The sequence below is a fragment of the Burkholderia sp. Bp9015 genome (assembly GCF_003853505.1).
Taxonomy (GTDB): domain Bacteria; phylum Pseudomonadota; class Gammaproteobacteria; order Burkholderiales; family Burkholderiaceae; genus Burkholderia.
Map to the genome: position 1 here is coordinate 13322 of NZ_QTPZ01000055.1, position 25327 is coordinate 38648.

23 protein-coding genes and 1 pseudogene are annotated in these 25327 nt (G+C 66.3%); 14 read left to right on the plus strand and 10 right to left on the minus strand.

From position 1 onward, the window contains the following. Positions 1–24 precede the first annotated feature (24 nt). Complete coding sequence (locus tag DIE12_RS38325) at positions 25–225, minus strand: hypothetical protein (RefSeq protein ID WP_185641051.1); 201 nt, start codon at positions 223–225, stop codon at positions 25–27. Positions 226–514: 289 nt separating this feature from the next. Here DIE12_RS38325 and clpS point away from each other — a divergent pair, with 289 nt between their 5' ends. The 4 genes from clpS to DIE12_RS35505 all read left to right on the plus strand — a co-directional run bounded on the left by clpS (position 515) and on the right by DIE12_RS35505 (position 5532). After that, entirely contained in the window at positions 515–829 is a 315-nt protein-coding gene (clpS, locus tag DIE12_RS35490; RefSeq protein WP_006398529.1) for an ATP-dependent Clp protease adapter ClpS, read from the plus strand. Then, on the plus strand, positions 826–3126 hold the full coding sequence (clpA, locus tag DIE12_RS35495) for an ATP-dependent Clp protease ATP-binding subunit ClpA (RefSeq protein WP_044845584.1): 2301 nt from the start codon (positions 826–828) through the stop codon (positions 3124–3126). Before clpS ends, clpA begins: the two co-directional genes overlap by 4 nt. A 103-nt stretch (positions 3127–3229) precedes the next feature. Then, a complete protein-coding gene (locus DIE12_RS35500) occupies positions 3230–4609 on the plus strand; it encodes an amino acid permease (RefSeq protein ID WP_124486988.1) in 1380 nt (459 codons plus the stop codon). A 152-nt stretch (positions 4610–4761) separates the two neighbouring features. Beyond that, complete coding sequence (locus DIE12_RS35505; protein WP_044845586.1) at positions 4762–5532, plus strand: membrane protein; 771 nt, start codon at positions 4762–4764, stop codon at positions 5530–5532. Positions 5533–5595: 63 nt separating this feature from the next. Here DIE12_RS35505 and dut read toward each other — a convergent pair whose 3' ends face one another. From dut to DIE12_RS35530, 5 genes are all read right to left on the minus strand, one after another. After that, on the minus strand, positions 5596–6042 hold the full coding sequence (gene dut / locus DIE12_RS35510; protein ID WP_124486989.1) for a dUTP diphosphatase: 447 nt from the start codon (positions 6040–6042) through the stop codon (positions 5596–5598). Between the two features lie 55 nt (positions 6043–6097). Next, positions 6098–7309 (minus strand): bifunctional phosphopantothenoylcysteine decarboxylase/phosphopantothenate--cysteine ligase CoaBC, encoded by a 1212-nt coding sequence (coaBC, locus tag DIE12_RS35515; protein ID WP_124486990.1) that lies wholly within the window; start codon positions 7307–7309, stop codon positions 6098–6100. A 67-nt stretch (positions 7310–7376) separates the two neighbouring features. Continuing rightward, entirely contained in the window at positions 7377–7877 is a 501-nt protein-coding gene (gene lspA, locus DIE12_RS35520; protein WP_124523865.1) for a signal peptidase II, read from the minus strand. A 2-nt stretch (positions 7878–7879) separates the two neighbouring features. Then, entirely contained in the window at positions 7880–10717 is a 2838-nt protein-coding gene (gene ileS, locus DIE12_RS35525) for an isoleucine--tRNA ligase (protein ID WP_124523867.1), read from the minus strand. Positions 10718–10819: 102 nt separating this feature from the next. Further along, positions 10820–11812, minus strand: coding sequence for a bifunctional riboflavin kinase/FAD synthetase (locus DIE12_RS35530; RefSeq protein ID WP_044845591.1), 993 nt, complete (start codon positions 11810–11812; stop codon positions 10820–10822). A gap of 122 nt (positions 11813–11934) precedes the next feature. Here DIE12_RS35530 and purN point away from each other — a divergent pair, with 122 nt between their 5' ends. The 6 genes from purN (at position 11935) to nadC (ending at position 19048) form a co-directional block, all read left to right on the plus strand. Further along, the gene (gene purN / locus DIE12_RS35535; protein WP_124486992.1) at positions 11935–12597 is read left to right on the plus strand and encodes a phosphoribosylglycinamide formyltransferase; all 663 of its coding nucleotides are present in this window, start codon (positions 11935–11937) and stop codon (positions 12595–12597) included. Next, positions 12594–13859, plus strand: coding sequence for an RsmB/NOP family class I SAM-dependent RNA methyltransferase (locus DIE12_RS35540; protein WP_044845593.1), 1266 nt, complete (start codon positions 12594–12596; stop codon positions 13857–13859). Before purN ends, DIE12_RS35540 begins: the two co-directional genes overlap by 4 nt. Positions 13860–13877: 18 nt before the next feature. After that, positions 13878–15260 carry a mechanosensitive ion channel family protein gene (locus tag DIE12_RS35545; protein WP_124523869.1) on the plus strand — a complete coding sequence of 461 codons (1383 nt, stop codon included), beginning with the start codon at positions 13878–13880 and terminating at the stop codon, positions 15258–15260. Positions 15261–15481: 221 nt separating this feature from the next. Beyond that, entirely contained in the window at positions 15482–16678 is a 1197-nt protein-coding gene (locus DIE12_RS35550) for an acyl-CoA desaturase (RefSeq protein ID WP_124523871.1), read from the plus strand. Positions 16679–17033: 355 nt separating this feature from the next. Then, positions 17034–18170: a quinolinate synthase NadA gene (gene nadA, locus DIE12_RS35555; protein WP_124523873.1), complete on the plus strand. Its 1137-nt coding sequence runs from the start codon at positions 17034–17036 to the stop codon at positions 18168–18170. Continuing rightward, complete coding sequence (gene nadC, locus DIE12_RS35560) at positions 18167–19048, plus strand: carboxylating nicotinate-nucleotide diphosphorylase (RefSeq protein ID WP_124523875.1); 882 nt, start codon at positions 18167–18169, stop codon at positions 19046–19048. The genes nadA and nadC overlap by 4 nt, the downstream gene beginning before the upstream one ends. Positions 19049–19140: 92 nt before the next feature. On the opposite strand, the gene nadB is transcribed toward nadC, so the two are convergent. The 4 genes from nadB to radC all read right to left on the minus strand — a co-directional run bounded on the left by nadB (position 19141) and on the right by radC (position 22328). Next, on the minus strand, positions 19141–20727 hold the full coding sequence (gene nadB, locus DIE12_RS35565) for an L-aspartate oxidase (protein ID WP_044845597.1): 1587 nt from the start codon (positions 20725–20727) through the stop codon (positions 19141–19143). A 170-nt stretch (positions 20728–20897) separates the two neighbouring features. Beyond that, positions 20898–21065 (minus strand): 50S ribosomal protein L33, encoded by a 168-nt coding sequence (gene rpmG, locus DIE12_RS35570; RefSeq protein ID WP_006478046.1) that lies wholly within the window; start codon positions 21063–21065, stop codon positions 20898–20900. A 17-nt stretch (positions 21066–21082) separates the two neighbouring features. After that, positions 21083–21316, minus strand: coding sequence for a 50S ribosomal protein L28 (gene rpmB, locus DIE12_RS35575; RefSeq protein WP_004186391.1), 234 nt, complete (start codon positions 21314–21316; stop codon positions 21083–21085). 238 nt (positions 21317–21554) lie between these two features. Further along, the gene (gene radC, locus DIE12_RS35580; protein WP_124486995.1) at positions 21555–22328 is read right to left on the minus strand and encodes a RadC family protein; all 774 of its coding nucleotides are present in this window, start codon (positions 22326–22328) and stop codon (positions 21555–21557) included. Positions 22329–22463: 135 nt separating this feature from the next. On the opposite strand from radC, the gene DIE12_RS35585 reads away from it, so the two are divergent. The 4 genes and pseudogenes from DIE12_RS35585 to DIE12_RS35600 all read left to right on the plus strand — a co-directional run. Then, positions 22464–22919: a peptidylprolyl isomerase gene (locus DIE12_RS35585; RefSeq protein WP_044845599.1), complete on the plus strand. Its 456-nt coding sequence runs from the start codon at positions 22464–22466 to the stop codon at positions 22917–22919. A 2-nt stretch (positions 22920–22921) separates the two neighbouring features. Further along, positions 22922–23902: a 4-hydroxy-3-methylbut-2-enyl diphosphate reductase gene (ispH, locus tag DIE12_RS35590; protein ID WP_044845600.1), complete on the plus strand. Its 981-nt coding sequence runs from the start codon at positions 22922–22924 to the stop codon at positions 23900–23902. A gap of 270 nt (positions 23903–24172) precedes the next feature. Then, entirely contained in the window at positions 24173–25012 is an 840-nt protein-coding gene (locus DIE12_RS35595; protein WP_124523877.1) for a branched-chain amino acid ABC transporter, read from the plus strand. A gap of 211 nt (positions 25013–25223) precedes the next feature. Then, a pseudogene (locus DIE12_RS35600) lies at positions 25224–25327 on the plus strand (branched-chain amino acid ABC transporter permease); the annotation flags it as partial.

The window sequence follows — 25327 nt, forward strand, 5'->3', positions numbered from 1 at the left end:
CTTACCACGAGCACGCTCGAAAAGCTAAACGACCGGAAAATACAGCCGTTCCCCCCTCACAAGCTCACCTTCGGCCTCTTTCATTTCGCCAACCGGCGAGTTGAAAAAAGTGCCAGCTTGATTGTTGGCGCTCTTTATTTGAGTGTCAAGGGGAATTTTTAGACGTTTAGAGGGACGTTGTAAAGAACCCATTTTCAGGGTTTTTCCGGCTTTGCTTTGCAGCATCCCGTCGAGCGCGCGGACTTGAAAAGACGCATAATCGGCTCATATACCAGGCTCGAGTGACACGCGATCGAGTCGTCCCGGCTTGTGGGATACTGGACGCGGATGCGACGTCCGGTGCAGTTTCCCCCTGACGGTTCGTGTTCCGCGCCACGCGTGAAAGCCGGCACCGCAGCCGGCTTTCGTATGGTGCGAAGACGATCGCGGGTCGTCGGGAACCAGGGAGGGCACCGGCCGGTCGGTCGGGTAACGGCAGGATTGCGGGCCTGTCCGAGTTGTTTAGAATGGGTGTATGGCGATTATCCCGGACAAGCAGGACAGCACCGTCCTGGAACGCAAGCAGCAGAAGCTCAAGCCGCCTTCGATGTACAAGGTGGTGCTGCTGAACGACGACTTCACGCCGATGGAGTTCGTCGTGATGGTCGTACAGGAGTATTTCAAGAAGGATCGCGAGACGGCCACGCAGATCATGCTGAAGGTCCATCGCGAAGGGCGAGGGGTTTGTGGGGTCTATACGCGGGACATCGCGTCGACCAAGGTTGAGCAAGTCGTTACCCATGCGCGGCAGGCCGGGCATCCGCTGCAGTGCGTGATGGAGGAAGCATGATTGCCCAGGAATTGGAAGTCAGCCTGCACATGGCGTTCATGGAAGCACGCCAGGCGCGCCATGAGTTCATTACGGTCGAGCATCTGCTGCTGGCCCTGCTGGATAATCCGACGGCAGCCGAGGTGTTGCGCGCGTGTGCGGCCAACATCGAGGACTTGCGTCAGAACCTGCGCAATTTCATCCACGACAACACACCTACCGTCCCGGGCACCGACGATGTCGATACCCAGCCGACGCTCGGTTTCCAGCGCGTGATCCAGCGCGCGATCATGCACGTCCAGTCGACGTCGAACGGCAAGAAGGAAGTGACCGGCGCGAACGTGCTGGTCGCGATCTTCGGCGAGAAGGATTCGCACGCGGTCTACTACCTGCAGCAGCAGGGCGTCACGCGCCTGGACGTCGTGAACTTCATTTCGCACGGCATCGCGAAGACGAACGGCGGCGAAGCCGCGAAGTCGTCCGACGCGAACGCGGAAAGCGAAGACGCGAATGCGCAGAAGGAAACCCCGCTCGCGCAGTTCACGCAGAACCTGAACCAGATGGCGAAGGACGGCCGCATCGATCCGCTGATCGGCCGCGAGCCCGAGGTCGAGCGCGTCGTGCAGGTGCTGTGCCGCCGTCGCAAGAACAATCCGCTGCTCGTCGGCGAGGCCGGCGTCGGCAAGACCGCGATCGCGGAAGGGCTCGCCTATCGCATCACGCGCGGCGAAGTGCCGGATATCCTCGCGAACGCGCAGGTGTATTCGCTCGACATGGGCGCGCTGCTTGCGGGCACCAAGTATCGCGGCGACTTCGAGCAGCGTCTGAAGACGGTGCTGAAGGAGCTGAAGGAACGGCCGCACGCGATCCTGTTCATCGACGAAATCCACACGCTGATCGGCGCGGGCGCCGCATCGGGCGGCACGCTCGACGCGTCGAACCTGCTGAAGCCGGCGCTGTCGTCGGGCACGCTCAAGTGCATCGGCGCGACCACGTTCACCGAGTATCGCGGCATCTTCGAGAAGGACGCGGCGCTGTCGCGGCGCTTCCAGAAGGTCGACGTGACGGAGCCGACCGTCGAGCAGACGGTCGCGATCCTGCGCGGGCTGAAGTCGCGCTTCGAGGAGCATCACGGCGTCAAGTATTCGTCGGGCGCGCTGTCGGCCGCGGCCGAACTGTCGGCGCGCTTCATCACCGACCGTCACCTGCCGGACAAGGCGATCGACGTGATCGACGAAGCGGGTGCCGCGCAGCGCATCCTGCCGAAGTCGAAGCAGAAGAAGACGATCGGCAAGAGCGAGATCGAGGAAATCATCTCGAAGATCGCGCGCGTGCCGGCGCAGAGCGTGTCGCAGGACGATCGCAGCAAGCTGCAGACGCTCGATCGCGACCTGAAGAGCGTCGTGTTCGGCCAGGATCCGGCGATCGACGCGCTCGCCGCGTCGATCAAGATGGCGCGCGCGGGCCTCGGCAAGATGGACAAGCCGATCGGCGCGTTCCTGTTCTCCGGCCCGACCGGCGTCGGCAAGACCGAAGTGGCGCGCCAGCTCGCGTTCACGCTCGGCATCGAGCTGATCCGCTTCGACATGTCGGAATACATGGAGCGTCACGCGGTGAGCCGGCTGATCGGCGCGCCGCCGGGCTACGTCGGGTTCGACCAGGGCGGCTTGCTGACCGAAGCCGTCACGAAGAAGCCGCACTGCGTGCTGCTGCTCGACGAGATCGAGAAGGCGCATCCGGACATCTTCAACGTGCTGCTGCAGGTGATGGACCACGGCACGCTGACGGACAACAACGGCCGCAAGGCGGATTTCCGCAACGTCATCATCATCATGACGACGAACGCGGGCGCCGAGTCGATGCAGAAGGCGACGATCGGCTTCACGACGCGCCGCGAAACGGGCGACGAGATGACCGACATCAAGCGCCTGTTCACGCCGGAGTTCCGCAACCGTCTGGACGCGATCATCAGCTTCCGCTCGCTCGATGAGGAAATCATCATGCGCGTGGTCGACAAGTTCCTGATCCAGCTCGAGGAGCAGCTGCACGAGAAGAAGGTCGACGCGCTCTTCACCGACGCGTTGCGCAAGCATCTCGCGAAGCACGGCTTCGACCCGCTGATGGGGGCGCGGCCGATGCAGCGGCTGATCCAGGACACGATCCGTCGCGCGCTGGCCGACGAGCTGCTGTTCGGCAAGCTCGTCAATGGCGGCCATGTGACGGTCGACGTGGACGAAAACGACAAGGTGCAGTTGTCGTTCGACAAGCTGGCGAATCCGCCGCACAAGCCGAACGAAGAGGCGGTCGAAGTCGAGTAAGCGATAATTCGTGGTTCATGCGAACGGCGCGGGAAGTTCTCCGCGCCGTTTCGTTTTATCTGGCGCCGGTGGCGCGATGGCGGTGCAGGGGAGTGGTAACGCAGTGACACAACAACAACGATCGTTCGACAACATCGTCGCGCGCGAACAAGGCTTGCGCCATGCGCTGACGTCCGGGCAGATGGCGATGATCGCGATCGGCGGCGCGATCGGCACGGGGCTGTTCCTCGGCAGCGGGTTCGCGATCGGGCTCGCCGGCCCGAGCGTGCTGGTTTCGTACGCGATCGGCGCGCTGATCGCGCTGCTGCTGATGGGCGCGCTCGCGGAAATGACGGTCGCGCATCCGACGGCCGGTTCGTTCGGCGCGTATGCCGAGCACTACGTCGGCCCGCTCGCGGGCTTTCTCGTGCGCTATGCATACTGGTTCGCGGTAGTGTTCGCGATCGGCACCGAGATCAGCGCGATCGCCGTCTTCATGAAGTACTGGTTTCCGGCCGTGCCCGGCTGGTATTGGGTGATCGGCTTCTCCGCGCTGCTGATCGCGGTGAACCTGGCGAGCGTCACGCTGTACGGCTCGGTCGAATACGCATTCTCGCTGCTGAAGATCGCGGCGATCGTCGTGTTCATCGTGCTCGGCGCGTATCTCGTGTGGTCGGCGCCGGCGGCTTCCGGCATCGGCTTCGCGAACTACACCGCGCATGGCGGCTTCATGCCGAAAGGGCCGTGGGGCACCTGGGTCGCGGTGATCGTCGCGATCTTCAGCTACATGAGCATCGAGGCGGTCGCGATCGCGGCCGGCGAGGCGCGCGATCCGCAGCACGCGGTCACGCGTGCGTTCCGCTCGACGGTGTTCCGGCTCGTGCTGTTCTACCTGCTGACGCTGTCGCTGATGCTCGCGATCGTGCCCTGGACCCAGGCCGGCACCGACGAAAGCCCGTTCGTGAAGGTGATGGCCGCGACGCACGTGCCGTATGCGGCCGGCGTGATCAACTTCGTGCTGCTGATCGCGGCGCTGTCGGCGATGAACAGCCAGCTCTACGTGACGACGCGGATGATGTTCAGCCTGTCGCGCGCGCGGCTCGCGCCGGCGGTGTTCGGCCGGCTCGGCAGCAACGGCGTGCCGCGCGCGGCGCTGTGGATCTCGACCAGCGGCGTCGCGGTCGCGGCCGTGCTGGTCGCGCTGTCGCCCGACACCGCGTTTACCGTGATGATGGCGATCGCGATGTTCGGCGCGCTGTTCACGTGGATGATGATCTTCGTCACGCATCTGCGCTTTCGCGCGCGGTACCGCGGCCCGGCGCTCGCGTTCCGGATGTGGGGACACCCGTTCGGCAGCCTGCTCGGTGCCGGGCTCGTCGGCGCGATCCTGCTGACGACCGCGTTCACGCGCGAATTCCGGATGACGATGGTGGTCGGCGTCGTGTTCGTCGTGCTGCTGACGCTCGCGTACGCGCTGCACTATCGGCACCAGCACGCGCGCTGACGCGTGCGTTCCCGCCGCGGGGCTGCGGCCCGCGCGGCATCGCAACGCCCGCCGCGCTAAGGTTCCGTTAAGCCGGCGGCGATTACATTCGAACCTGTCCGCGATCCGGGCCGGCGCACGCCAGCCCGGCGCCATCTGTAAAAGGGGTTCGAATGAACAAACTTCCCGAAATCACGCTCGCGTTCTGGATCATGAAGATCTGCGCGACGACGCTCGGCGAAACCGGCGGCGACCTGCTCTCGATGACGCTGAACGTCGGCTATGCGGTGAGCTCGATCCTGCTGTTCGGTTTCTTTCTCGTCACGCTCGGCGCGCAGCTCAGGACGACGCAATATCGCCCGGCGATCTACTGGGCCGTGATCGTCGCGACGAGCACGGCGGGCACGACGATGTCAGACTTCATGGACCGCACGCTCGGCCTCGGCTATGCGGCCGGCTCGTCGATTCTCGTCGCGATCCTGCTGGCGATCTTCACGGTGTGGCGCCTGAGCGGCGAATCGCTGTCGGTCGACCTGATCCGCACGCGCAAGGTCGAGCTGCTGTACTGGATCGCGATCCTGTTCTCGAACACGCTCGGCACCGCGCTCGGCGATTTCCTCGCGGACAGCTCGGGCCTCGGCTTTGGCGGCGGCGCGCTGCTGATCGGCGGGCTGCTCGCGGCGATCGTGCTCGCGCACTACTTCACGCGCATTTCCGGCGTGCTGCTGTTCTGGGCGGCGTTCGTGCTCACGCGTCCGTTCGGGGCGACGGTCGGCGACCTGCTGACGAAACCGGTCGCCAAGGGGGGACTCGCGCTCGGCACGGTCGGCTCGTCGGCGGTGCTGCTCGGCGTGCTGGTCGCGCTGGTGATCTACGCGAGCATCGCGCAGGCGCGGCGCCGCGAACTCGTACCCGCGCGGATCGCGCAGACGGCCGAGCGGTGAGCGCAGTCGCACCGAATCGGAAAAAGGAAAGGGGCCGCGAGGCCCCTTTTTGCGTTGCGCCGTTCAGTGACGGCCGGTGCTGCCGAAGCCGCCTTCGCCGCGATCGCTTTGCGCGAAGTCGTCGACGATGTTGAACTGCGCCTGCACGACCGGCACGATCACGAGTTGCGCGAGCCGCTCGAACGGGTTCAGCACAAACTCGGTCTGGCCGCGGTTCCACGTCGACACCATCAGCTGGCCCTGGTAGTCGGAATCGATTAGGCCGACGAGGTTGCCGAGCACGATCCCGTGCTTGTGGCCGAGGCCCGAGCGCGGCAGGATCAGCGCTGCGTAGCCGGGGTCTTCGAGATGGATCGCGAGGCCCGTCGGAACCAGCGTCGTTTCGCCCGGCTGCAGCGTGACGGGCGCGTCGAGACACGCGCGCAGGTCGAGGCCCGCGCTGCCGGTGGTCGCGTAGGCGGGCAGGTAGTCGCGCATGCGCGCGTCGAGAATCTTCAGGTCGAGTTTCATGCGGTCGTCGAATCGGTCGGGAAGGGCGCGGCGGCGCGGGCCGCCGCGCGGGTAATCAGATCAGGCGGTTGTCCGGCAGGCGCTTCGCGATTTCCGCGACGAGCACGTGCGCGAGTTCGTCCTTCGGCGCGCGCGGCAGGCGCGTGAGGCCGGCTGCCTCGAACAGCACGACTTCGTTGTCGTCGCGGCCGAACGTCAGCGGGCCGAGGTTGCCGACCAGGAGCGGCACGTTCTTGCGCTTGCGCTTCTCGTCGCCGTGCACGTCGAGGTCGCCGCTTTCGGCCGCGAAGCCGACGCAATACGGCGGATCGGGTAGCGCCGCGACCGACGCGAGGATGTCCGGATTCTCGACGAACGCGAGCGCCGGCATCTTGCGGTCGGCCGTCTTCTTCATCTTGTGCTCGGCCGGCTGATCGACGCGCCAGTCGGCGACCGCGGCCACCGCGATGAAGATGTCGGCGTCGGCTACCGCCTGCATCACCGCGTCGTACATCTGCTGCGCGGTCTGCACGTCCTGGCGGTACACGCCCCACGGCGTGTCGAGCGCGACCGGCCCCGCGACGAGATGCACGTCGGCGCCGGCCTGCTGCGCGGCGCGCGCGAGCGCGAAGCCCATCTTGCCGCTCGAGCGGTTCGTGAGGCCGCGCACCGGATCGAGCGGCTCGAACGTCGGGCCGGCCGTGATCAGCACGCGGCGGTGCGCGAGCACCTTCGGCGCGAAGTGCGAGACGATCGCCTCATAGATCGCCTCCGGCTCGAGCATGCGGCCGTCGCCGACTTCGCCGCACGCCTGCGCGCCCGAATCGGGGCCGAGCACCGACACGCCGTCGGCGCGCAGTTGCGCGGCATTGCGTTGCGTGGCCGGGTTCTGCCACATCTGGCGGTTCATCGCGGGCACGACGAGCAGCGGACAGTCGCGCGCGACGCACAGCGTCGACAGCAGGTCGTCCGCGAACCCGTGCGCGAGCTTCGCGAGGAAGTCCGTCGACGCGGGCGCGATCACGATCGCGTCGGCTTCGCGCGACAGGTCGATGTGCGCCATGTTGTTGCCGATGCGCGCGTCCCACTGGCTCATGTAGACGGGCCGGCCGGACAGCGCCTGCATCGTGACGGGCGTGATGAACTGCGTGGCGGCTTCGGTCATCGCGACCTGCACGGTCGCGCCTGCCTTCGTCAGCAGCCGGGTGAGCTCGGCGATCTTGTAGCAGGCGATGCCGCCCGTCAGGCCGAGAACGAGGTGTTTTCCTGCGAGTTCTGCGTGTGCCAACTCAGGCCTCCAAGGGTCAAACGGAACGGCCGGCGCGAAGCCGGCCGTGGCCACCGAGTATGCGCGCTCAGCGCGAGCCGCGCACGCGACGCAGTTCGTCGTAGATCAACAGCACCGCGCCGATCGTGATCGCGGAATCGGCGAGGTTGAACGCCGGGAAGTGCCAGTCGCCGAGGTGGAAATCGAGAAAGTCGATCACGTGGCCGTAGATCAACCGGTCGATCACGTTGCCGAGCGCGCCGCCGAGGATCAGCGCGAGCGACACGCTGAACAGCCGCTGCTGGCCGTGGCGCTTCAGCAGGAAGCAGATCACGAGCGTCGCGCCGACGCCGAGCGCGGTGAACGCCCAGCGCTGCCAGCCGCTCGCGGTCGACAGGAAGCCGAACGCGGCGCCGCGGTTGTACACCAGCACGAGGTTGAAGAACGACGTCAGCGCATGCTGCGCGCCGTACGCGAACGTTTTCAGGATCGCGATCTTCGACAGCTGGTCGAACAGGATCACGATCAGCGAAATGCCGAGCCAGGGCGCGAGCGCGCCGCTGGCCGGTTTCGACAGGGTTTTCGCCATATTTACGCAGCGCTCCGGATTTCGCCGTTTTCAAACAGGTTCGAGAAGCAGCGGCCGCACAGCGTCGGATGATCGGCGTGCGCGCCGACGTCCTCGCGGTAGTGCCAGCAGCGTTCGCACTTCTGGTATTTGGACGCGGCCACGTCGACGCTTTCCTGCGCTTCGTCGTCGACCTTCACGACCGTTGCCGCCGACGTGATCAGCACGAACTTCAGGTCGTCGCCGAGGCTCGTCAGCGCGTCGTAGCGCGCGCCGCTCGCATGCACGGCCACTTCGGCCTGCAGCGACGAGCCGATGCGGTTCGCGGTGCGGGCTTCCTCGAGCGCCTTCGTCACGTTGCCGCGCACGTCGCGCAGCAGCGCCCACTTCTCGATCAGCGCGGCCGCGCCGGCGACTTCCGGATACGCGTAGTAGGTTTCCGTGAACACGGTGTCGCTGGCCGGCTGGAACACCTTCCACGCTTCTTCCGCGGTGAACGACAGGAACGGCGCGAGCACGCGCAGCAGCCCGTGCGTGAGGTGGTACAGCGCGGTCTGCGCGGAGCGGCGTGCGCGCGAATCGGCCGCGCTCGTGTACAGGCGGTCCTTCAGCACGTCGAGGTAGAAGCCGCCGAGGTCTTCCGAGCAGTACGTCTGCAGCTTCGCGACGACCGGGTGGAATTCGTACTTCTCGTAGTGGCCGAGCAGTTCCGTCTGCAGTTGCGCGGAGAACGCGACCGCGTAGCGGTCGATCTCGAGCCATTCGTCGACCGGCACCGCGTGCTGCGCGAAGTCGAAGTCCGACAGGTTCGCGAGCAGGAAGCGCAGCGTGTTGCGGATGCGGCGATAGCCTTCGGTCACGCGCTTCAGGATTTCCTCGGAGATCGCGAGTTCGCCCGAGTAGTCGGTCGACGCGATCCACAGCCGGATGATTTCCGCGCCGAGACGGTTCGCGACTTCATGCGGGTCGATGCCGTTGCCGAGCGACTTGCTCATCTTGCGGCCTTCGCCGTCGACCGTGAAGCCGTGCGTGAGCAGGCCCTTGTACGGCGCGCGGCCGTCGATCATCGATGCGGTCAAGAGCGACGAGTGGAACCAGCCGCGGTGCTGGTCCGAGCCTTCGAGGTACAGGTCGGCCGGGAACTGCAGCTGATCCTTGTGCGAGCCGCGCAGCACGTGCCAGTGCGTCGTGCCCGAGTCGAACCACACGTCGAGCGTGTCGCGGTTCTTTTCGTACAGGTTCGCGTCGTCGCCGATCAGCTCGCGCGGATCGAGCGTCTGCCACGCCTCGATGCCCGACTGCTCGACACGCTTCGCGACTTCCTCGAGCAGTTCGAGCGTGCGCGGATGCAGCTCGCCGGTTTCCTTGTGCACGAAGAACGCCATCGGCACGCCCCATTGGCGCTGGCGCGACAGCGTCCAGTCGGGACGGTTCGCGATCATGCTGAACAGGCGCTGCTTGCCCCACGACGGGTAGAACGCGGTGGCGTCGATCCCTTCGAGCGCGGTTTCGCGCAGCGTCTTGCCGCCGTCGCGCGGCGTCACGTCCATGCCGGCGAACCACTGCGACGTCGCACGGTAGATGATCGCCGTCTTGTGACGCCAGCAGTGCATGTAGCTGTGCTTGTAGTGCTCGCTGCGCAGCAGCGAGCCGGCCTCGCGCAGCGCGTCGACGACCTTCGGGTTCGCGTCCCAGATCGACAGGCCGCCGAACAGCGGCAGCGATTCGATGTAGCGGCCGTCGCCCATCACCGGGTTGATGATGTCCGAGTCGGTCATCCCGTGCGCCTTGCACGACTGGAAGTCCTCGATGCCGTAGGCGGGCGACGAGTGCACGACGCCGGTACCGGTGTCGGTCGTCACGTAGTCGCCGAGGTAGACGGGCGCGGTGCGCTTGTAGCCGGGGTGGGCCGATGCGAGCGGGTGGTGAAAGCGCAGGTTGGCGAGCTTCACGCCCGGCGCGGTCGCGACGACGCGGCCGGTCAGCTTGAAGTCGGTCATGCAGGCTTCGACACGCTCTTCCGCGATGATCAGCAGCCCGCGCTCGGTGTCGACCAGCGCGTAGACGATTTCCGGATGGAGGTTCAGCGCCTGGTTCGCGGGGATCGTCCACGGCGTGGTGGTCCAGATCACGATGCCGCCCTCGGCGCGCGGCAGTGCCGGCAGGCCGAACGCCTGCGCGGTCTTTTCCGGTTCCGCGAACGCGAACATCACGTCGATCGTCGGGTCGGTGCGATCCTTGTACTCGACTTCCGCCTCGGCGAGTGCCGAGCCGCAGTCGAAGCACCAGTTCACCGGCTTCAGCCCGCGATACACGTAGCCCTTCTCGATGATCTTGCCGAGCGCGCGGATTTCTTCCGCCTCGTTGACGAAGTTCATCGTCTTGTACGGGTTCGCCCAGTCGCCGAGCACGCCGAGACGCTTGAAGCCGACCTTCTGCTTCTCGATCTGCTCGGTCGCGTACGCGCGCGCCTTGCTCATCACTTCGGCCGCCGGCAGCGACTTGCCGAACTGCTTCTCGATCTGGATCTCGATCGGCATCCCGTGGCAATCCCAGCCCGGCACGTACGGCGCGTCGAAGCCGGCCATGTTGCGCGACTTGACGACGATGTCCTTCAGGATCTTGTTGACCGCGTGACCGAGGTGGATGTCGCCGTTCGCATACGGGGGGCCGTCGTGCAGGATGAACTTCGGCCGGCCCTGGCTGGCCGCGCGGATCTTCTCGTAGATGCCGCGCTCTTCCCATTCCTTGACCCACTGCGGCTCGCGCTTGGGCAGGTCGCCGCGCATCGGGAACGGCGTGTCGAGCAGGTTGACCGGATACTTGGCCTGCGGTTTCGAATCGGCTTTCTTGTTGCTCATGATGGGATCGCTATCTAAATCGGGGGACGCTCGTGCGTCGTGAATCGGGGATGCGCGCGGGTCGGCGGCGCGAGGGTGCGGCGCGGGGCGCCGCCGGCCGGATCAGCTAATTCGGTCGGTCGCCGAGGTCGAGAAGCCGGTCGTGCGGCTGCCCGGCGCGCGGTCGCGCTCGACGAAGTACGCACGTGCATTCGCGACGTCCAGCGCGATCGCGCGCGACAGCGCCTCGAGATCGTCGAACTTCGCCTCGTCGCGCAGCTTCTTCAGGAATTCGACGCGGATGAGTTTGCCGTACGCGTCGCCGTGCCAGTCGAGCAGGTGGACTTCGAGCAGCACGCGGCCGGAATCGTCGACGGTCGGGCGCAGCCCGAGGCTCGCGACGCCCGGCAGCGGGGCGGGGCCCAGGCCGTGCACCTGCACGACGAAGATGCCCGCGAGCGCCGGCCGCTTGTGCGCGATCGGCAGGTTCAGGGTCGGGAAGCCGAGGTCGCGGCCGAGCTTCAGCCCGTGCGCGACGTGGCCGCTGATCGCGTAACCGTGGCCGAGTGCCTGCGCGGCCGCGTCGAGATCGCCCGCCGCGAGCGCGGCGCGCACACCCGAGCTGGAGATGCGCGTGCCGTCGCTGCCGGCGACCGTGCCCATCTGCTCGACCTCGAAGCCGTACTGCTCGCCGGCCGCCTTCAGCGTGTCGAAGGTGCCCGCGCGCTTCGCGCCGTAGCAGAAATCGTCGCCGACCATCATCCAGCGCGTGTGCAGCCCGTTCACCAGCGTGCGCTCGACGAACGCCTGCGGCGACTGGCTTGCGAACGTATGGTTGAAGTGCTCGACGACGACGCGGTCGACCCCGTGCTCGCGCAGCGCTTCCAGCTTGTCGCGCAGCATCGCGATGCGCGGCGGCGCGCCGGCCGGGTTGAAGAATTCCCGCGGGTGCGGCTCGAAGGTCATCACGCACACGGGCAGGCCGCGCGCGTCCGCTGCCGCGCGCACGCGCGCGAGCAGGGCCTGGTGGCCGCGATGGACACCGTCGAAGTTGCCGATCGTCAGCGCGCACGGCGCGCGGCTCTCGGCGTTGGGCAGGCCGCGGAAGACTTTCACGATAGCGGATGCAGCGTCGGGGAATGGGCGGTGGGATGCCGCAAAGCAGAAGATTATAAACGTTCGGGCGGCCCGGCGGCCGAGAAGGGGGGAAACGCGGGGGCGAATGGTAAAATTCGCGGATGAAAAAACTCGTGATCCTGATTTCCGGTCGCGGCAGCAACATGGAGGCCATCGTCCGCGCGTGCGCGCAGGAACGCTGGCCGGCCGAGGTCGCCGCCGTGATCGCCAACCGGCCCGACGCGGCCGGCCTGGCTTTTGCCGCGTCGCACGGGGTGGCGACCGCGGTGGTCGACCATCGTTCGTTCGACGGCCGCGACAGCTTCGACGCGGCGCTCGCCGCCGAGATCGACCGCTTCGCGCCCGATCTCGTCGTGCTTGCCGGCTTCATGCGCATCCTTACGCCCGATTTCGTCAGACGATATGAAGGCCGGCTGCTGAACATCCACCCGTCGCTGCTGCCGAGCTTCAAGGGCATCCACACGCACCAGCAGGCGCTGGATGCCGGCGTCGCGCTGCATGGCGCGAGCGTGCATTTCGTGATTCCCGAACTCGACAGCGGTGCGATCGTCGCGCAGGGCGCGGTGCCCGTGCGCGCGGGCGACGACGCGGCCGCGCTCGCGCAGCGCGTGCTGACGGTCGAGCACGTGCTGTATCCGCGTGCGGTCCGCTGGTTCGTCGAGGGGCGCCTGCGCCTCGAGAACGGCAGGGCAGTGGTCGCGCCGGAAGAGGCGCGCTGGATTTTCGCGGATCAACCGCATACCGAAACGAGCGAGGGCGTATGAAGCTGCACGGATTCCTGATTGGCCAGACCGAGACCTTGCTGGCCGAGGTGCTGAAGTTCACCGGCCCCGCCGACGCGACGACGAGCCGGTTCTTCCGTGCGCACCCGAAGCTCGGCCACGCCGAGCGCGGCGTGATCGCCGAGGCGGTGTTCGCGGTGCTGCGCCGCAAGATGGAGTTCTCGCACCTCGCCGAGAGCGGCACGGGCAGCCCCGCGCGGCGCCTGACGCTGCTCGGCCTGATGCAGACGCTCGGCCGCAATGCGCTGAAGCCGTTCGTGTCGGACACCGAGGCCGCGTGGCTCGAGCACGTGTCGAAGATCGATCCGGCGAGCCTGCCGGTGCGCGTGCGCACCAACCTGCCCGACTGGATCTACCAGGCGCTGTCCGCCCGTTTCGACGCGGAGGAACTCGCGCAGCTCGCCGCCGCGCTGAACTACCCGGCGCCGCTCGACCTGCGCGCCAACGCGCAGAAGGCGACGCGCGACCAGGTGATCGACGCGCTGCGCGCGAACGGCATCGACGCGGGCGAGACGCCGTTCGCGCCGCAAGGCGTGCGCGTCGTCGGCAAGCCGGCGCTCACGCGTCTGAAGCTGTTCGAGGAAGGCCAGATCGAGGTGCAGGACGAAGGCAGCCAGCTGCTGTGCTCGCTGGTCGCGCCGCGCCGCGGCGAGATGGTCGTCGATTTCTGCGCGGGCGCCGGCGGCAAGACGCTCGCGCTCGGCGCGATGATGCGCTCGACCGGGCGCCTTTATGCGTTCGACGTGTCGGAAAAGCGCCTCACGAAGCTGAAGCCGCGCCTCGCGCGCAGCGGGCTGTCGAACGTGAACCCGGTGCTGATCGACAGCGAGCACGACGCGAAGATCAAGCGGCTCGCGGGCAAGATCGACCGCGTGCTGGTCGATGCGCCGTGCAGCGGCCTCGGCACGCTGCGCCGCAACCCCGACCTCAAGTGGCGCCAGACGCGGACGTCGATCGAGGAACTCACGCCGAAGCAGGCGTCGATCCTCGCGAGCGCCGCGCGTCTCGTGAAGAAGGGCGGCCGGCTCGTGTACGCGACCTGCAGCGTGCTCGACGCGGAAAACGAGGCGATCGTCGAGCAGTTCCTCGCCGACCATCCGGACTTCGTGCTGGTGCCCGCACAGAAGGTGCTGGCCGACCAGCGCATCGAACTCGAGACCGGCGACTACCTGTCGCTGTGGCCGCACCGCCATGCGACCGACGGCTTCTTCGCCGCGGTGCTGGAACGGCGCGCCGCGCAGTAACGGCGGGGCGCACGGACGATGGAGAATCTGCAGAACCGCCTGCTGTCGCACCGGCTCGCGTCGGTGATCCGCGACTTCAACCAGCCGGTGATGATCTGGCAGGCGGCGATCCTCGTCGGCGCGCTGTGTTTCGCATGGGTGGCCGCGCGCGTCGTGCACGGCCGCATCGACGCGCGCCGGCGCGCCACCGGCCGGATGCCGGGCGCCGGGGCGCAGAGCCTGAAGCGCGCGCTGTTCCCGCTGTTCGGCGGGTTGTTCGTGCTGGCCGCGCAGCTCGGGTTCGACCCGTTCATGTCGACGTCGCTGCTGTCGCTCGCGCTCGTGCCGCTGTTCGGCATCGGGCTGATCTACGTGCTGTTCTTCTTCGCGCGGCGCGTGTTCGCCCGCGACGGCCACACGCATGCGTGGCTGTCGATCGTCGAGAAGATCGTGTCGGTGATCGTGTGGGCGGCGATGGTGCTGACGGTGCTCGGGATCCAACGCGACGTGATCGCGTGGCTCGACAGCGTGCAGTTCCGCGTCGCGAATGCGCACCTCACGCTGCTGTCGGTGATCTCCGGCGCGCTATGGGTGTGCGTGACGCTGATGGTCGCGATGTGGCTCGGCTCGGTGCTCGAGGAGCGCCTCGCGCGCGCCACCACGCTCGACGCGAACCTGAAGGTCGTGATGTCGCGGATCGGCCGCGCGCTGCTCGTGTTCGCGGCGATCCTGATCGGGCTGTCGCTCGTCGGCATCGACGTGACGGTGCTCGGCGTGTTCGGCGGCGCGGTCGGTGTCGGCCTCGGCTTCGGGCTGCAGAAGATCGCCAGCAACTACGTGTCGGGCTTCATCATCCTGCTCGACCGTTCGCTGCGGCTCGGCGACGCGATCAGCGTCGGCGGGCTCCAGGGCGTCGTCACGCAGATCCGCACGCGCTATACGGTCGTGCGCGGCCTCGACGGCAACGAGACGCTGATCCCGAACGAGAAGCTGATCACCGACGTCGTGCAGAACCAGTCGTCGTACCTGACGCGCGGCTACGCGAAGGTCGCCGTGCAGATTGCTTATACCAGCGACGTCGAGCAGGCGCTCGCGGTGCTCGCGGAAGCCGCGAAGGGCGTGCCGCGCGTGCTCGCTGAGCCGGCGCCGACGCCGTATCTGGTCGGCTTCGGCGCGGACGGGATCGACCTGGAGCTCGGCTTCTGGATCGAGGATGCGGCGAAGGGCACGTCGGGCGTGCGTTCGTCGGTGAACCGCAACATCTGGCGGCTGTTCGGCGAGCACGGGATCTCGATTCCGTTCCCGCAGCGCGAAGTGCGCGTGGTCGGTTTGCCGGAGGGGTTCGCAGCGACCGGCGTGATCGCCGAGGGCATGCCCGTGGCCGATGGCCGATCGGTGGACGGGCGGGCGTCGGCCGCGTAGATGCGGCCGACGGCGCGAATCGGGCGGGCCCGCGGCCAGAACCGGATCGCGCGCCTTTCCCGGTCCGCCGATGGACTGTTTGCGTTGCGTCAAGACAAGAGAATATTCATTTTTTACAAAGACTTGGAACGGTTGAAGTAAAATTCCGGTCTACACGCGGTATGCTTTCATTTTTATGACGTCGGCCTGCGCCGGCATCGCTCTCACCACAGGTAACTGCCTTGTTGAATTCCCTGCTCGATTTTCTTTCCCACGGGCTCCTGCGCTTTTCGTGGTGGCAGGTCGCGCTGTTCGCGCTTGCCGTCACGCACGTCACGATCATCGGCGTGACGGTCTACCTGCATCGCTGCCAGGCGCACCGCGCGCTGGAGCTGCACCCGATCGCGAGTCACTTCTTCCGCGCCTGGCTGTGGATGACGACCGGCATGCTGACGGGCCAGTGGGCCGCGATCCATCGCAAGCACCACGCGAAGTGCGAAACCGAGGAAGATCCGCACAGCCCGCAGACGCGCGGCATCTGGAAGGTGTTCCTCGAAGGCGCCGAGCTGTATCGCGCGGAAGCGAAGAACGAAGAAACGATGCGCAAGTTCAGCCACGGCACGCCGAATGACTGGATCGAGCGCAACGTGTACTCGAAGTACCCGATCCTTGGCGTGAGCCTGATGATGGTGATCGACGTCGCGCTGTTCGGCGTGCTCGGCCTGACCGTGTGGGCCGTGCAGATGGTCTGGATTCCGTTCTGGGCCGCGGGTGTCGTGAACGGCTTCGGCCATTTCTGGGGCTACCGCAACTTCAACTCGGCCGATGCGAGCACGAACCTGTTCCCGTGGGGCATCGTGATCGGCGGCGAAGAGCTGCACAACAACCACCACACGTTCGCGACGTCGGCGAAGCTGTCGAACAAGTGGTACGAGTTCGACATCGGCTGGATGTACATCCGCATCATGTCGGCATTCGGTCTCGCGAAGGTGAAGAAGGTTGCACCGACGCCGCGCCTGAACAAGCCGAAGACGGTGCTCGACCAGGAAACGCTGCAGGCCGTGCTGTCGAACCGCTACGAAGTGATGGCGCGCTACGGCAAGGCCGTGAAGCGTGCCTATCGCCAGGAGCTCGCGCACCTGAAGGAACTCGGTTCGAGCGAGAAGTACCAGCTGATGCGCGGCGCGCGCAAGTGGTTCCACAAGGACGCCGACGGCCTCGACGAACCGCAGAAGAAGCTGCTGCCGGAGATCTTCGCGAACAGCCAGAAGCTGCACACGTACTTCCAGCTGCGCCAGGATCTGGCCGCGATCTGGGATCGCTCGACCGCTTCGCGCGAACAGCTGCTCGCGCAATTGCAGGATTGGTGCCATCGCGCGGAACAAAGCGGCATCAAGGCGCTGCAGGAATTCGCGACGCGCCTGCGTCGCTACGCCTGATTCGAAATCGATTAGAATCTCAGGACGTCACAAACCCCGCGTTGGCGGGGTTTTTTCATTTGGGCGGCCGGTTTTCGAAGGGCGACCGGAAGCGCCGGAATTCGTATGAGGCTCGGGGCAGCGCTGACGTGGCGCCCCGGAGCGAGCGCAGGGATGGCGCTGGAGCAAAAGCGCTAAAGTGCCAACTCGGGCCGACCGCGAAGCATGGGGCCGAGTAAGCGCTAAAGCGCTAACTCTGGCCGACCGCGAAGCATGGGACCCGAGTAAGCGCTAAAGCGCTAACTCGGGTCGACCGCGAAGCATGGGACCCGAGTAAGCGCTAAAGCGCTAACTCGGGTCGACAGGAGATATGGAGATGCAATCGACGATCAAACCCGTCGAGTACGACCGGCCGGTCTCGGCGGGAACCGTCTGTGGGGTAGGCCAGGCGTGGGCCAAAGTGCCCGAGGCGCCGTCTGCCGAAGAACGCGCCGCACTGAAGGCGCGCATCAAGGCGCTGCTCGCACGTGAAAAGGCCGTGCTCGTCGCTCACTACTACGTGGATGCCGAGCTGCAGGAACTGGCGGACGAAACCGGCGGCTGCGTCGCCGATTCGCTCGAAATGGCCCGTTTCGGCCGCGACCACGACGCGCAGACGCTCGTCGTCGCCGGCGTACGCTTCATGGGCGAAACCGCGAAGATCCTGAGCCCCGGCAAACGCGTACTGATGCCCGATCTCGACGCGACCTGCTCGCTCGATCTTGGTTGCCCGGTCGACGAATTCTCCGCGTTCTGCGATGCGCATCCCGACCGCACCGTCGTCGTCTACGCGAACACCAGCGCCGCCGTGAAGGCCCGCGCGGACTGGATGGTCACGTCGTCGATCGGCCTCGAAATCGTCGCGGACCTGCACGCGCGGGGCGAGAAGATCATCTGGGCACCGGATCGCCATCTCGGCAGCTACATCCAGAAGAAAACCGGCGCGGACATGCTGCTGTGGCAGGGTTCGTGCCTCGTCCACGACGAATTCAAGGGCATCGAGCTCGACCTGCTGCGTGCCGAATATCCGGACGCGAAGGTGCTCGTGCATCCGGAGTCGCCGGAAAACGTCGTCGCGCAGGCGGACGTCGTCGGCTCGACGACGCAGCTGATCGATGCCGCCGTGAAGCTCGACGCGACGCACTTCATCGTCGCGACCGACCTCGGCATCCTGCACAAGATGCAGCTCGCGGCGCCCGGCAAGACCTTCATCGCCGCGCCCACGGCCGGCAACAGCGCGACCTGCAAGAGCTGCGCGTATTGCCCGTGGATGGCGATGAACGGCCTCGCGAACCTCGCCGACGTGCTCGAGCGCGGTCACAACGAGATCTTCGTCGATCCGGCGATCGGCGCGCGCGCGCGTCTGCCGATCGACCGGATGCTCGATTTCGCCGCGGCGCACAAGAAGCGCGTGCAAGCGAGCGGCGATCTGCAGCGCGATCAGCAACTGTTCGCGAACGTGGGGGCTGCATGACCGGCGCAGTCTCTCCGCTGTTCGAAGCCGTCCGCGCACAATACGGCGCGGCGTTCGACGAAGCGATCGCGCGCAACGTCGCCGATGCGATCGCCGAAGACGTCGGCACCGGCGACCAGACCGGGCGGCTCGTGCCGGCCGGCGAGCGGCGCCGTGCGCGCATCATCGTGCGCGAGGAAGCCGTGTTGTGCGGCGTGCCGTGGTTCGAGGCCGTCATCGCGCGAATCGATCCGTCGATCGTCGTGCAGTGGCGCTATCGCGAAGGCGACCGGATGGCGCCGGATTCGACCGTCTGCGAACTCGAAGGGCCGGCGCGCGCGCTGTTGACGGCCGAGCGCAACGGACTGAACTTCCTGCAGCTGCTGTCGGGCGTCGCGAGCGCGACGCGTCGTTACGTCGATCGCGTCGAAGGCACGCGCACGAAGATCCTCGATACGCGCAAGACGCTGCCGGGCCTGCGGCTCGCGCAGAAGTACGCGGTGCGGGTCGGCGGCGGCGAGAACCAGCGTCTGGCGCTGTACGACGGCATCCTGATCAAGGAAAACCATATCGCGGCTGCCGGCGGTGTCGGCGAAGCGCTCGATGCGGCGTTCGCGCTCGAATCGGGCGTGCCGGTGCAAGTCGAAGTCGAGACGCTCGCGCAGCTCGACACGGCGCTCGCGCATGGCGCGCAGTCGGTGCTGCTCGACAACTTCACGCTCGACATGATGCGCGAGGCAGTGCGCATCGCGTCCGGCAAGGCCGTGCTCGAAGTGTCGGGCGGCGTCAATTTCGATACGGTGCGCACGTTCGCGGAGACGGGCGTCGACCGTATCTCGATCGGCGCGCTGACGAAGGACGTGCGCGCGACCGACTACTCGATGCGGATCGTCGACTGACCGCGCGACATACCGTCTGACGAAAAAAGCCGCTGGCGCGCATGACGCCAGCGGCTTTTTTTGTGCGGCGGCAGCCGGGAAGGGCGTACCGGTCAGCGGCGCGAGCGGGGCGTGAGCACGCTCGGCAGCGCCTTCGGCAGCGTGTGCGGCCAGTCGCGGCTGTAGTGCAGCCCACGGCTTTCCCGGCGCGAGTACGCGCTCTTCACGATCAGCGTCGCGACGTCGACGAGATTGCGCAGCTCGAGCAGGTCGCGCGTCACGCGGAAGTTCGCGTAGTACTCGTGGATCTCGTCGCGCAGCAGCGACAAGCGGTGCTTCGCGCGCTCGAGACGCTTGTCGGTGCGCACGATGCCGACATAGTTCCACATCAGCCGGCGCAGTTCGTCCCAGTTGTGCGCGACGACGACTTCCTCGTCCGCATCCGACACGCGGCTTTCGTCCCATGCGGGCAGCTTGGCCGGCGTTGCAGCGTCGAAGCCGGCCGCTTCGATCGCCTCGGCCGCCGCGCGGCCGATCACGAGGCATTCGAGCAGCGAATTGCTCGCGAGCCGGTTCGCGCCGTGCAGCCCCGTGTACGACGTCTCGCCGACCGCATACAGGCCCGCGAGATCGGTGCGCCCCGCGAGATCGGTGACGACGCCGCCGCACGTGTAGTGCGCGGCCGGCACGACCGGAATCGGCTGCTTCGCGATGTCGATGCCGAATTCGAGGCAGCGCGCATGGATCGTCGGGAAGTGCTCGCGCAGGAACGCTTCCGGCTGGTGGCTGATGTCGAGATACACGCAGTCGATCCCGCGCTTCTTGATCTCGAAGTCGATCGCGCGCGCGACGATGTCGCGCGGCGCGAGTTCCGCGCGCGGATCGTGTGCGGGCATGAAGCGCGTGCCGTCCGGTAGCTTGAGCAGGCCGCCTTCGCCGCGCACGGCCTCCGAAATCAGGAACGACTTCGCATACGGATGGAACAGGCAGGTCGGGTGGAACTGGATGAATTCCATGTTCGACACGCGGCAGCCCGCGCGCCACGCCATCGCGATGCCGTCGCCGGTCGCGGTGTCGGGGTTCGTCGTGTACAGGTAGACCTTGCCGGCGCCGCCGGTCGCGAGCACCGTGTGCGGCGCCTCGATCGTGATCGTGCGGTCGTTGTCGACGTCGAGCGCATACAGCCCGTGACAGCGGCGCCCGGGCAGCCCGAGCCGGTCCGACGTGATCAGGTCGATCGCATGGTGGTTTTCGAAGAACGTGATGTTCGGATGCTGGCGTGCGCGGTCGGACAGCGTCGCGAGCACCGCATGGCCGGTCGCGTCGGCCGCGTGGATGATTCGGCGGTGGCTGTGGCCGCCTTCGCGCGTCAGGTGGAAACCAAGTTCGGCCGCATCGTCCTTCGTGAACGGCACGCCCTGGGAGATCAGCCATTCGATCGCTTCGCGGCCATGCTCGACGATGTAGCGCGTCGCGCCTTCGTCGCACAGCCCGCCGCCGGCGACCAGCGTGTCGTCGACGTGGTTCTCGATGCTGTCCGCCGAATCGAGGACGGCCGCGATGCCGCCTTGCGCGTTATCGCTTGCCCCCTCCATCATCGAACGTTTCGCGATCAGCGCGACACGTCGCGTGCTGGCCAGGTTGAGTGCGACCGACAGCCCTGCCAGGCCGCTGCCGACGATCGCCACGTCGAATTTCATGCTGCATCTCCATCGTTACGCTTTAGATCTTGTGCGTTCCGTCGACCTTGGCCGCGGAAAGGGGAGAGCATACCGCGTCGGGCCCGAGCGTGCGCGCGAAACCGCGCAAAACAAAAAGCCCCGCATGTGCGGGGCTTTTCGGTCGCCGTCAGGCTGGCAGAAACCGGAGATTACTTGATCTTGGTTTCTTTGTATTCCACATGCTTGCGGACGACGGGATCGAACTTCTTGATCGCCATCTTTTCCGGCATGTTGCGCTTGTTCTTCGTGGTCGTGTAGAAGTGACCCGTACCAGCGGTCGACTCAAGCTTGATCTTGTCGCGTGCGCCTTTTGCCATGATTGTGCTCCTTGGGCTTAGGCTTCGCCGCGTGCGCGCAGGTCAGCGAGCACGGAATCGATGCCGTTCTTGTCGATCAGGCGCAGGCCGGCGTTCGAGACGCGCAGGCGCACCCAGCGGTTTTCGCTCTCCACCCAGAACCGGCGGTTTTGCAGGTTCGGCAGGAAGCGGCGCTTCGTCTTGTTGTTGGCGTGGGAAACGTTGTTGCCGCTCATCGGCGCTTTCCCAGTTACTTGGCATACGCGTGCCATGAGAGCACTCCTAATACGCTAAATTCGGGGTTCGATCGCCGATGAAGGTTCCATCGTACTGCCACGTGATCCATGGCTGCACTCAGAACGCCGAAGCCTGTAAAGACAAGGCCCTTCGATGGCTAGAACTGGTTGGAAAAAAGACAGACGACGATTCTAGCAGAAAAAGTTCAGAAAAATCAAACCCAATTTCGCATCGTCGTTGCGGCGCCCGTGGGGCGGGTCGCCGGGCCACAGTCTACAGCCAACCGGCGCGCGCGAACGAAAATGTATCGCTGGTGCCGACGACGACGTGATCGAGCAGCCGCACGTCGACGAGTTCGAGCGCGTCTTTCAGCACCCGCGTCAGGCGGCGGTCCTCCGCGCTCGGCTGGACCGCGCCCGACGGATGATTGTGCGCGACGATCAGCGCTGCGGCGTTCTGCTGCAGCGCGCGGCGCACGACCTCGCGCGGATAGACGGCCATGCGCGTCAGCGAGCCGCGCGTGATTTCCTCCATGTCGATCAGGCCGTTGCGGGCGTCGAGGTACACCGCAATGAATACTTCGTGCGGGCGCGAGCCGATCTTCAGCCGCAGGCAATCCTCGACGGCGCCGGGCGAATCGATCTGCAGGCGCGCGTGCGCCTTCTCCTCCAGCATGCGCCGCGCGATCTCGGTGACCGCGACGAGCCGTGCGGAGCGCGCGGGACCGATGCCGGGGTGCATCTCGAAGTCGCCGGAGGTCGCCTCGAGCAGGCCGCGCAACGTGCCGAACTGCCTGACCAGCGCGCGGGCGGTGACGAACACATCATGCCCGGGCTTGCCCGTGCCGAGCAGCAGCGCGATCAGCTCGTCGTCGGTCAGCGCGGCGGGCCCGCGCTCCAGCAGCCGTTCGCGCGGCCGCTCGGGGCGCCAGTCGGCCGGGCGGCGCTTGCGCAGGTGGATCGGGACGACGCGGCCCGGCGCAGCGGCCGGTGGGTCGGCGGTGTCGCGGCATTCGGCCGGCACGACGGCGAGAGAGGATGACGGCATGATCGAAACTCCATTGGCGGCGGCCGTGTGCGCGACGTCGTCGCACTTTCAGCCTTGCGCGCTCAGGTGACTTACAATATTGGTTTTGCGCCGGGCCTTTCGGCCAGTTCGGGCGCCGACGAACACGAGTCATTCATGAGCATCATCGATCTATCCGAAGTGAAGCCCGGTTCCCATGTCACGCTGCATTACCGGCTGGCACTGGCCGACGGCGCCGATATCGTCAACACCTTCTCCGACAAGCCCGCCACGCTGCTGCTCGGCGCCGGGCAACTGGCGCCCTCGCTGGAACAGATTCTGCTCGGGCTCAGGGTCGGTGACCATTCGACTTTTCAGCTAACGCCCGAGCAGGGGTTCGGTCCCCGCAATCCCGACATGCTCCAGCGCGTGACGCTGTCGACGCTGCGCGAGAACGGGATGGTCGGCGACGATTTCACGCCGGGCGAGCTGATCGAATTCAACGCGCCGGACGGCGGCCGCTATGCAGGGGTGCTGAAGGAAGTCAGCGAAACCTCGGCGCTGTTCGACTTCAATCATCCGCTCGCGGGCCAAGCGCTCACGTTCGAAGTGAAAATCATCGGAATCCTGTAATCATGAGCACCACCGATACGCTGTCCGGGCAGACCGTCGCCGCCGATGCCGAAATCCTGCTGGCCCAGCCGCGCGGCTTCTGCGCCGGGGTCGATCGCGCAATCGAGATCGTCGAGCGCGCGATCGCGATGCACGGTGCGCCGATCTACGTCCGTCACGAGATCGTCCACAACAAGTACGTGGTCGAGGATCTGAAGAAGAAAGGCGCGATCTTCGTCGAGGAACTCGAGGAAGTGCCGGCCGGCAACACCGTGATCTTCAGCGCGCACGGCGTGTCGAAGGCCGTGCGCGACGAGGCGGACGTGCGCGGGTTGCGTATTTACGACGCAACCTGCCCGCTCGTCACGAAGGTGCACGTCGAAGTGGCGAAGATGCGCCAGGACGGCGTCGACATCGTGATGATCGGCCACAAGGGCCACCCGGAAGTCGAAGGCACGATGGGGCAGGTCGAGCGCGGCATGCATCTCGTCGAAAGCGTCGAGGACGTGCAGAAGCTCGCACTCGCCGATCCCGAGCGCATCGCGCTCGTCACGCAGACGACGCTGTCCGTCGACGACGCGGCCGAGATTATCGGCGCGCTGAAGGCGAAGTATCCGAAGATCCGCGAGCCGAAGAAGCAGGACATCTGCTACGCGACGCAGAACCGCCAGGATGCGGTGAAGTTCATGGCGCCGCAGTGCGACGTCGTGATCGTCGTCGGCAGCCCGAACAGCTCGAATTCGAGCCGCCTGCGCGAAGTGGCCGAGAAGCGCGGCGTGGCCGCGTACATGGTCGACGCACCCGACCAGATCGATCCGGCCTGGGTCGCGGGCAAGCGCCGCATCGGCGTGACGGCCGGCGCATCGGCGCCGGAAGTGCTCGCCCAGGCCGTGATCGCGCGGCTGCGCGAGCTCGGCGTGCGCAATGTCCGCGCCCTCGACGGCATCGAGGAAAACGTGTCGTTTCCGCTGCCGCGCGGGCTCAACCTGCCGCCCGCCGCCTGATTGCCGCATCGCACCTGCGATACCCCCGAAGCGCGCCTCCCGGCGCGCTTTTTTTTGCGTCGCGAAAACGAGATGCAACCATTGTTCACAGCAATGGTGCAACCCGGTTGCTATCGCTGCGCGTAGCCGCTTCTCAAAATTGGTTGCAATGCAGGAAAACCCCATCGAATCAGGATTATTGGCGGCCTATAAATGGAGTTACAATGCGCCCGTTTTCAGGCCGGAATGGCTTTGAAATCGGGTTTTGGCAAGGCGCGGGAGACCTACTCGATGCATGTGAAGTTGGCTGACGCCATGTCCGTCGCCGCACCGGTTGCAATGCTTGCCGGCTGTAGCAAAAAGAGCGACGACGAGGCGGGCAGGGAGACTGCGGCACCCGCAGTACCGGCGGCCAGCGACGTGCGCGCTGCCGGACCCGGTCGTGCGGCGCGGTCGGTGTGCCGCATTGCGCAATCGGACAGTGACAAGGACAACGGGGCACGTTTGGCGATCGAGGAATTCAACGCGCAGGGCCCGAAGATCGGCATGCATTCGGCACGGCGGGCAGCACGCGCCGGCGGCGCTGCCATCGACCGGGCGACGGGCAAGCTGATTGCCCGACAACGAGCCGCCGGCCATGATGCGGCAGCAGCAGGGCGCGCCGCACGGCGGGCGCCCGGGTTTCGGGGCAACGCAGGCGACGTGCAGATGTCACTGATTCCCTTTCATTTCGATTCGACGAAACAGCGTGTCGCCGCGACCCATCGCGTCGCGGCGGGCGGTCTGCTTCGTTTCACGGATTCCGACGCAGTCCTGACGAAAGTCGGGCGCCACCTTCGCGATGCCGGTTCGGGCGCCGCGCGGGCGGCGGCGGACGGCCCGCTTGCACCGCAGGCGACGGCGTCCGGCATCGGAGCGCAAACCCTTGGCGACATCGGCATGTGCGCCGTCAAGGTGGTCGAGCCCGCGGGCGACGCGGCGCGGAACCTGATCTGCCCGGACACGGGGTTCGCCCCGGCCCGGACGGAAAAAGGCATGGCGTTCGGGCAACCGGACACCGGCCGTTGCGGCACGCTGCCCTACGACTTCAAGGAGGCCAAGTACACCGTCCTCGATGTCGTGACGATTTAGCGACGGGACTCATGATGGCACCGGAACAGTGCGGTGTCGTTTCTGTATCCGTTCCGGCGGCAGGTCCGGCCGTACAGGCCGGGCGGCGCGCGCCGGGGCGATCCACCCTTACCGGTATCGACTAGTACCCGCAGTGTCGCCGAGAAGGCGCGATTCCTCGCTTACCCGCGGGGCGCAACGTCCTCCGGCAGCATGGGCCAAGGAGCTTTAAATGGATATTTTCGTCCAGCAGATCCTCAACGGGCTGGTGCTCGGCAGTGTGTACGCCATCATCGCGTTGGGTTACACGATGGTGTACGGCATTCTCGGCATCAT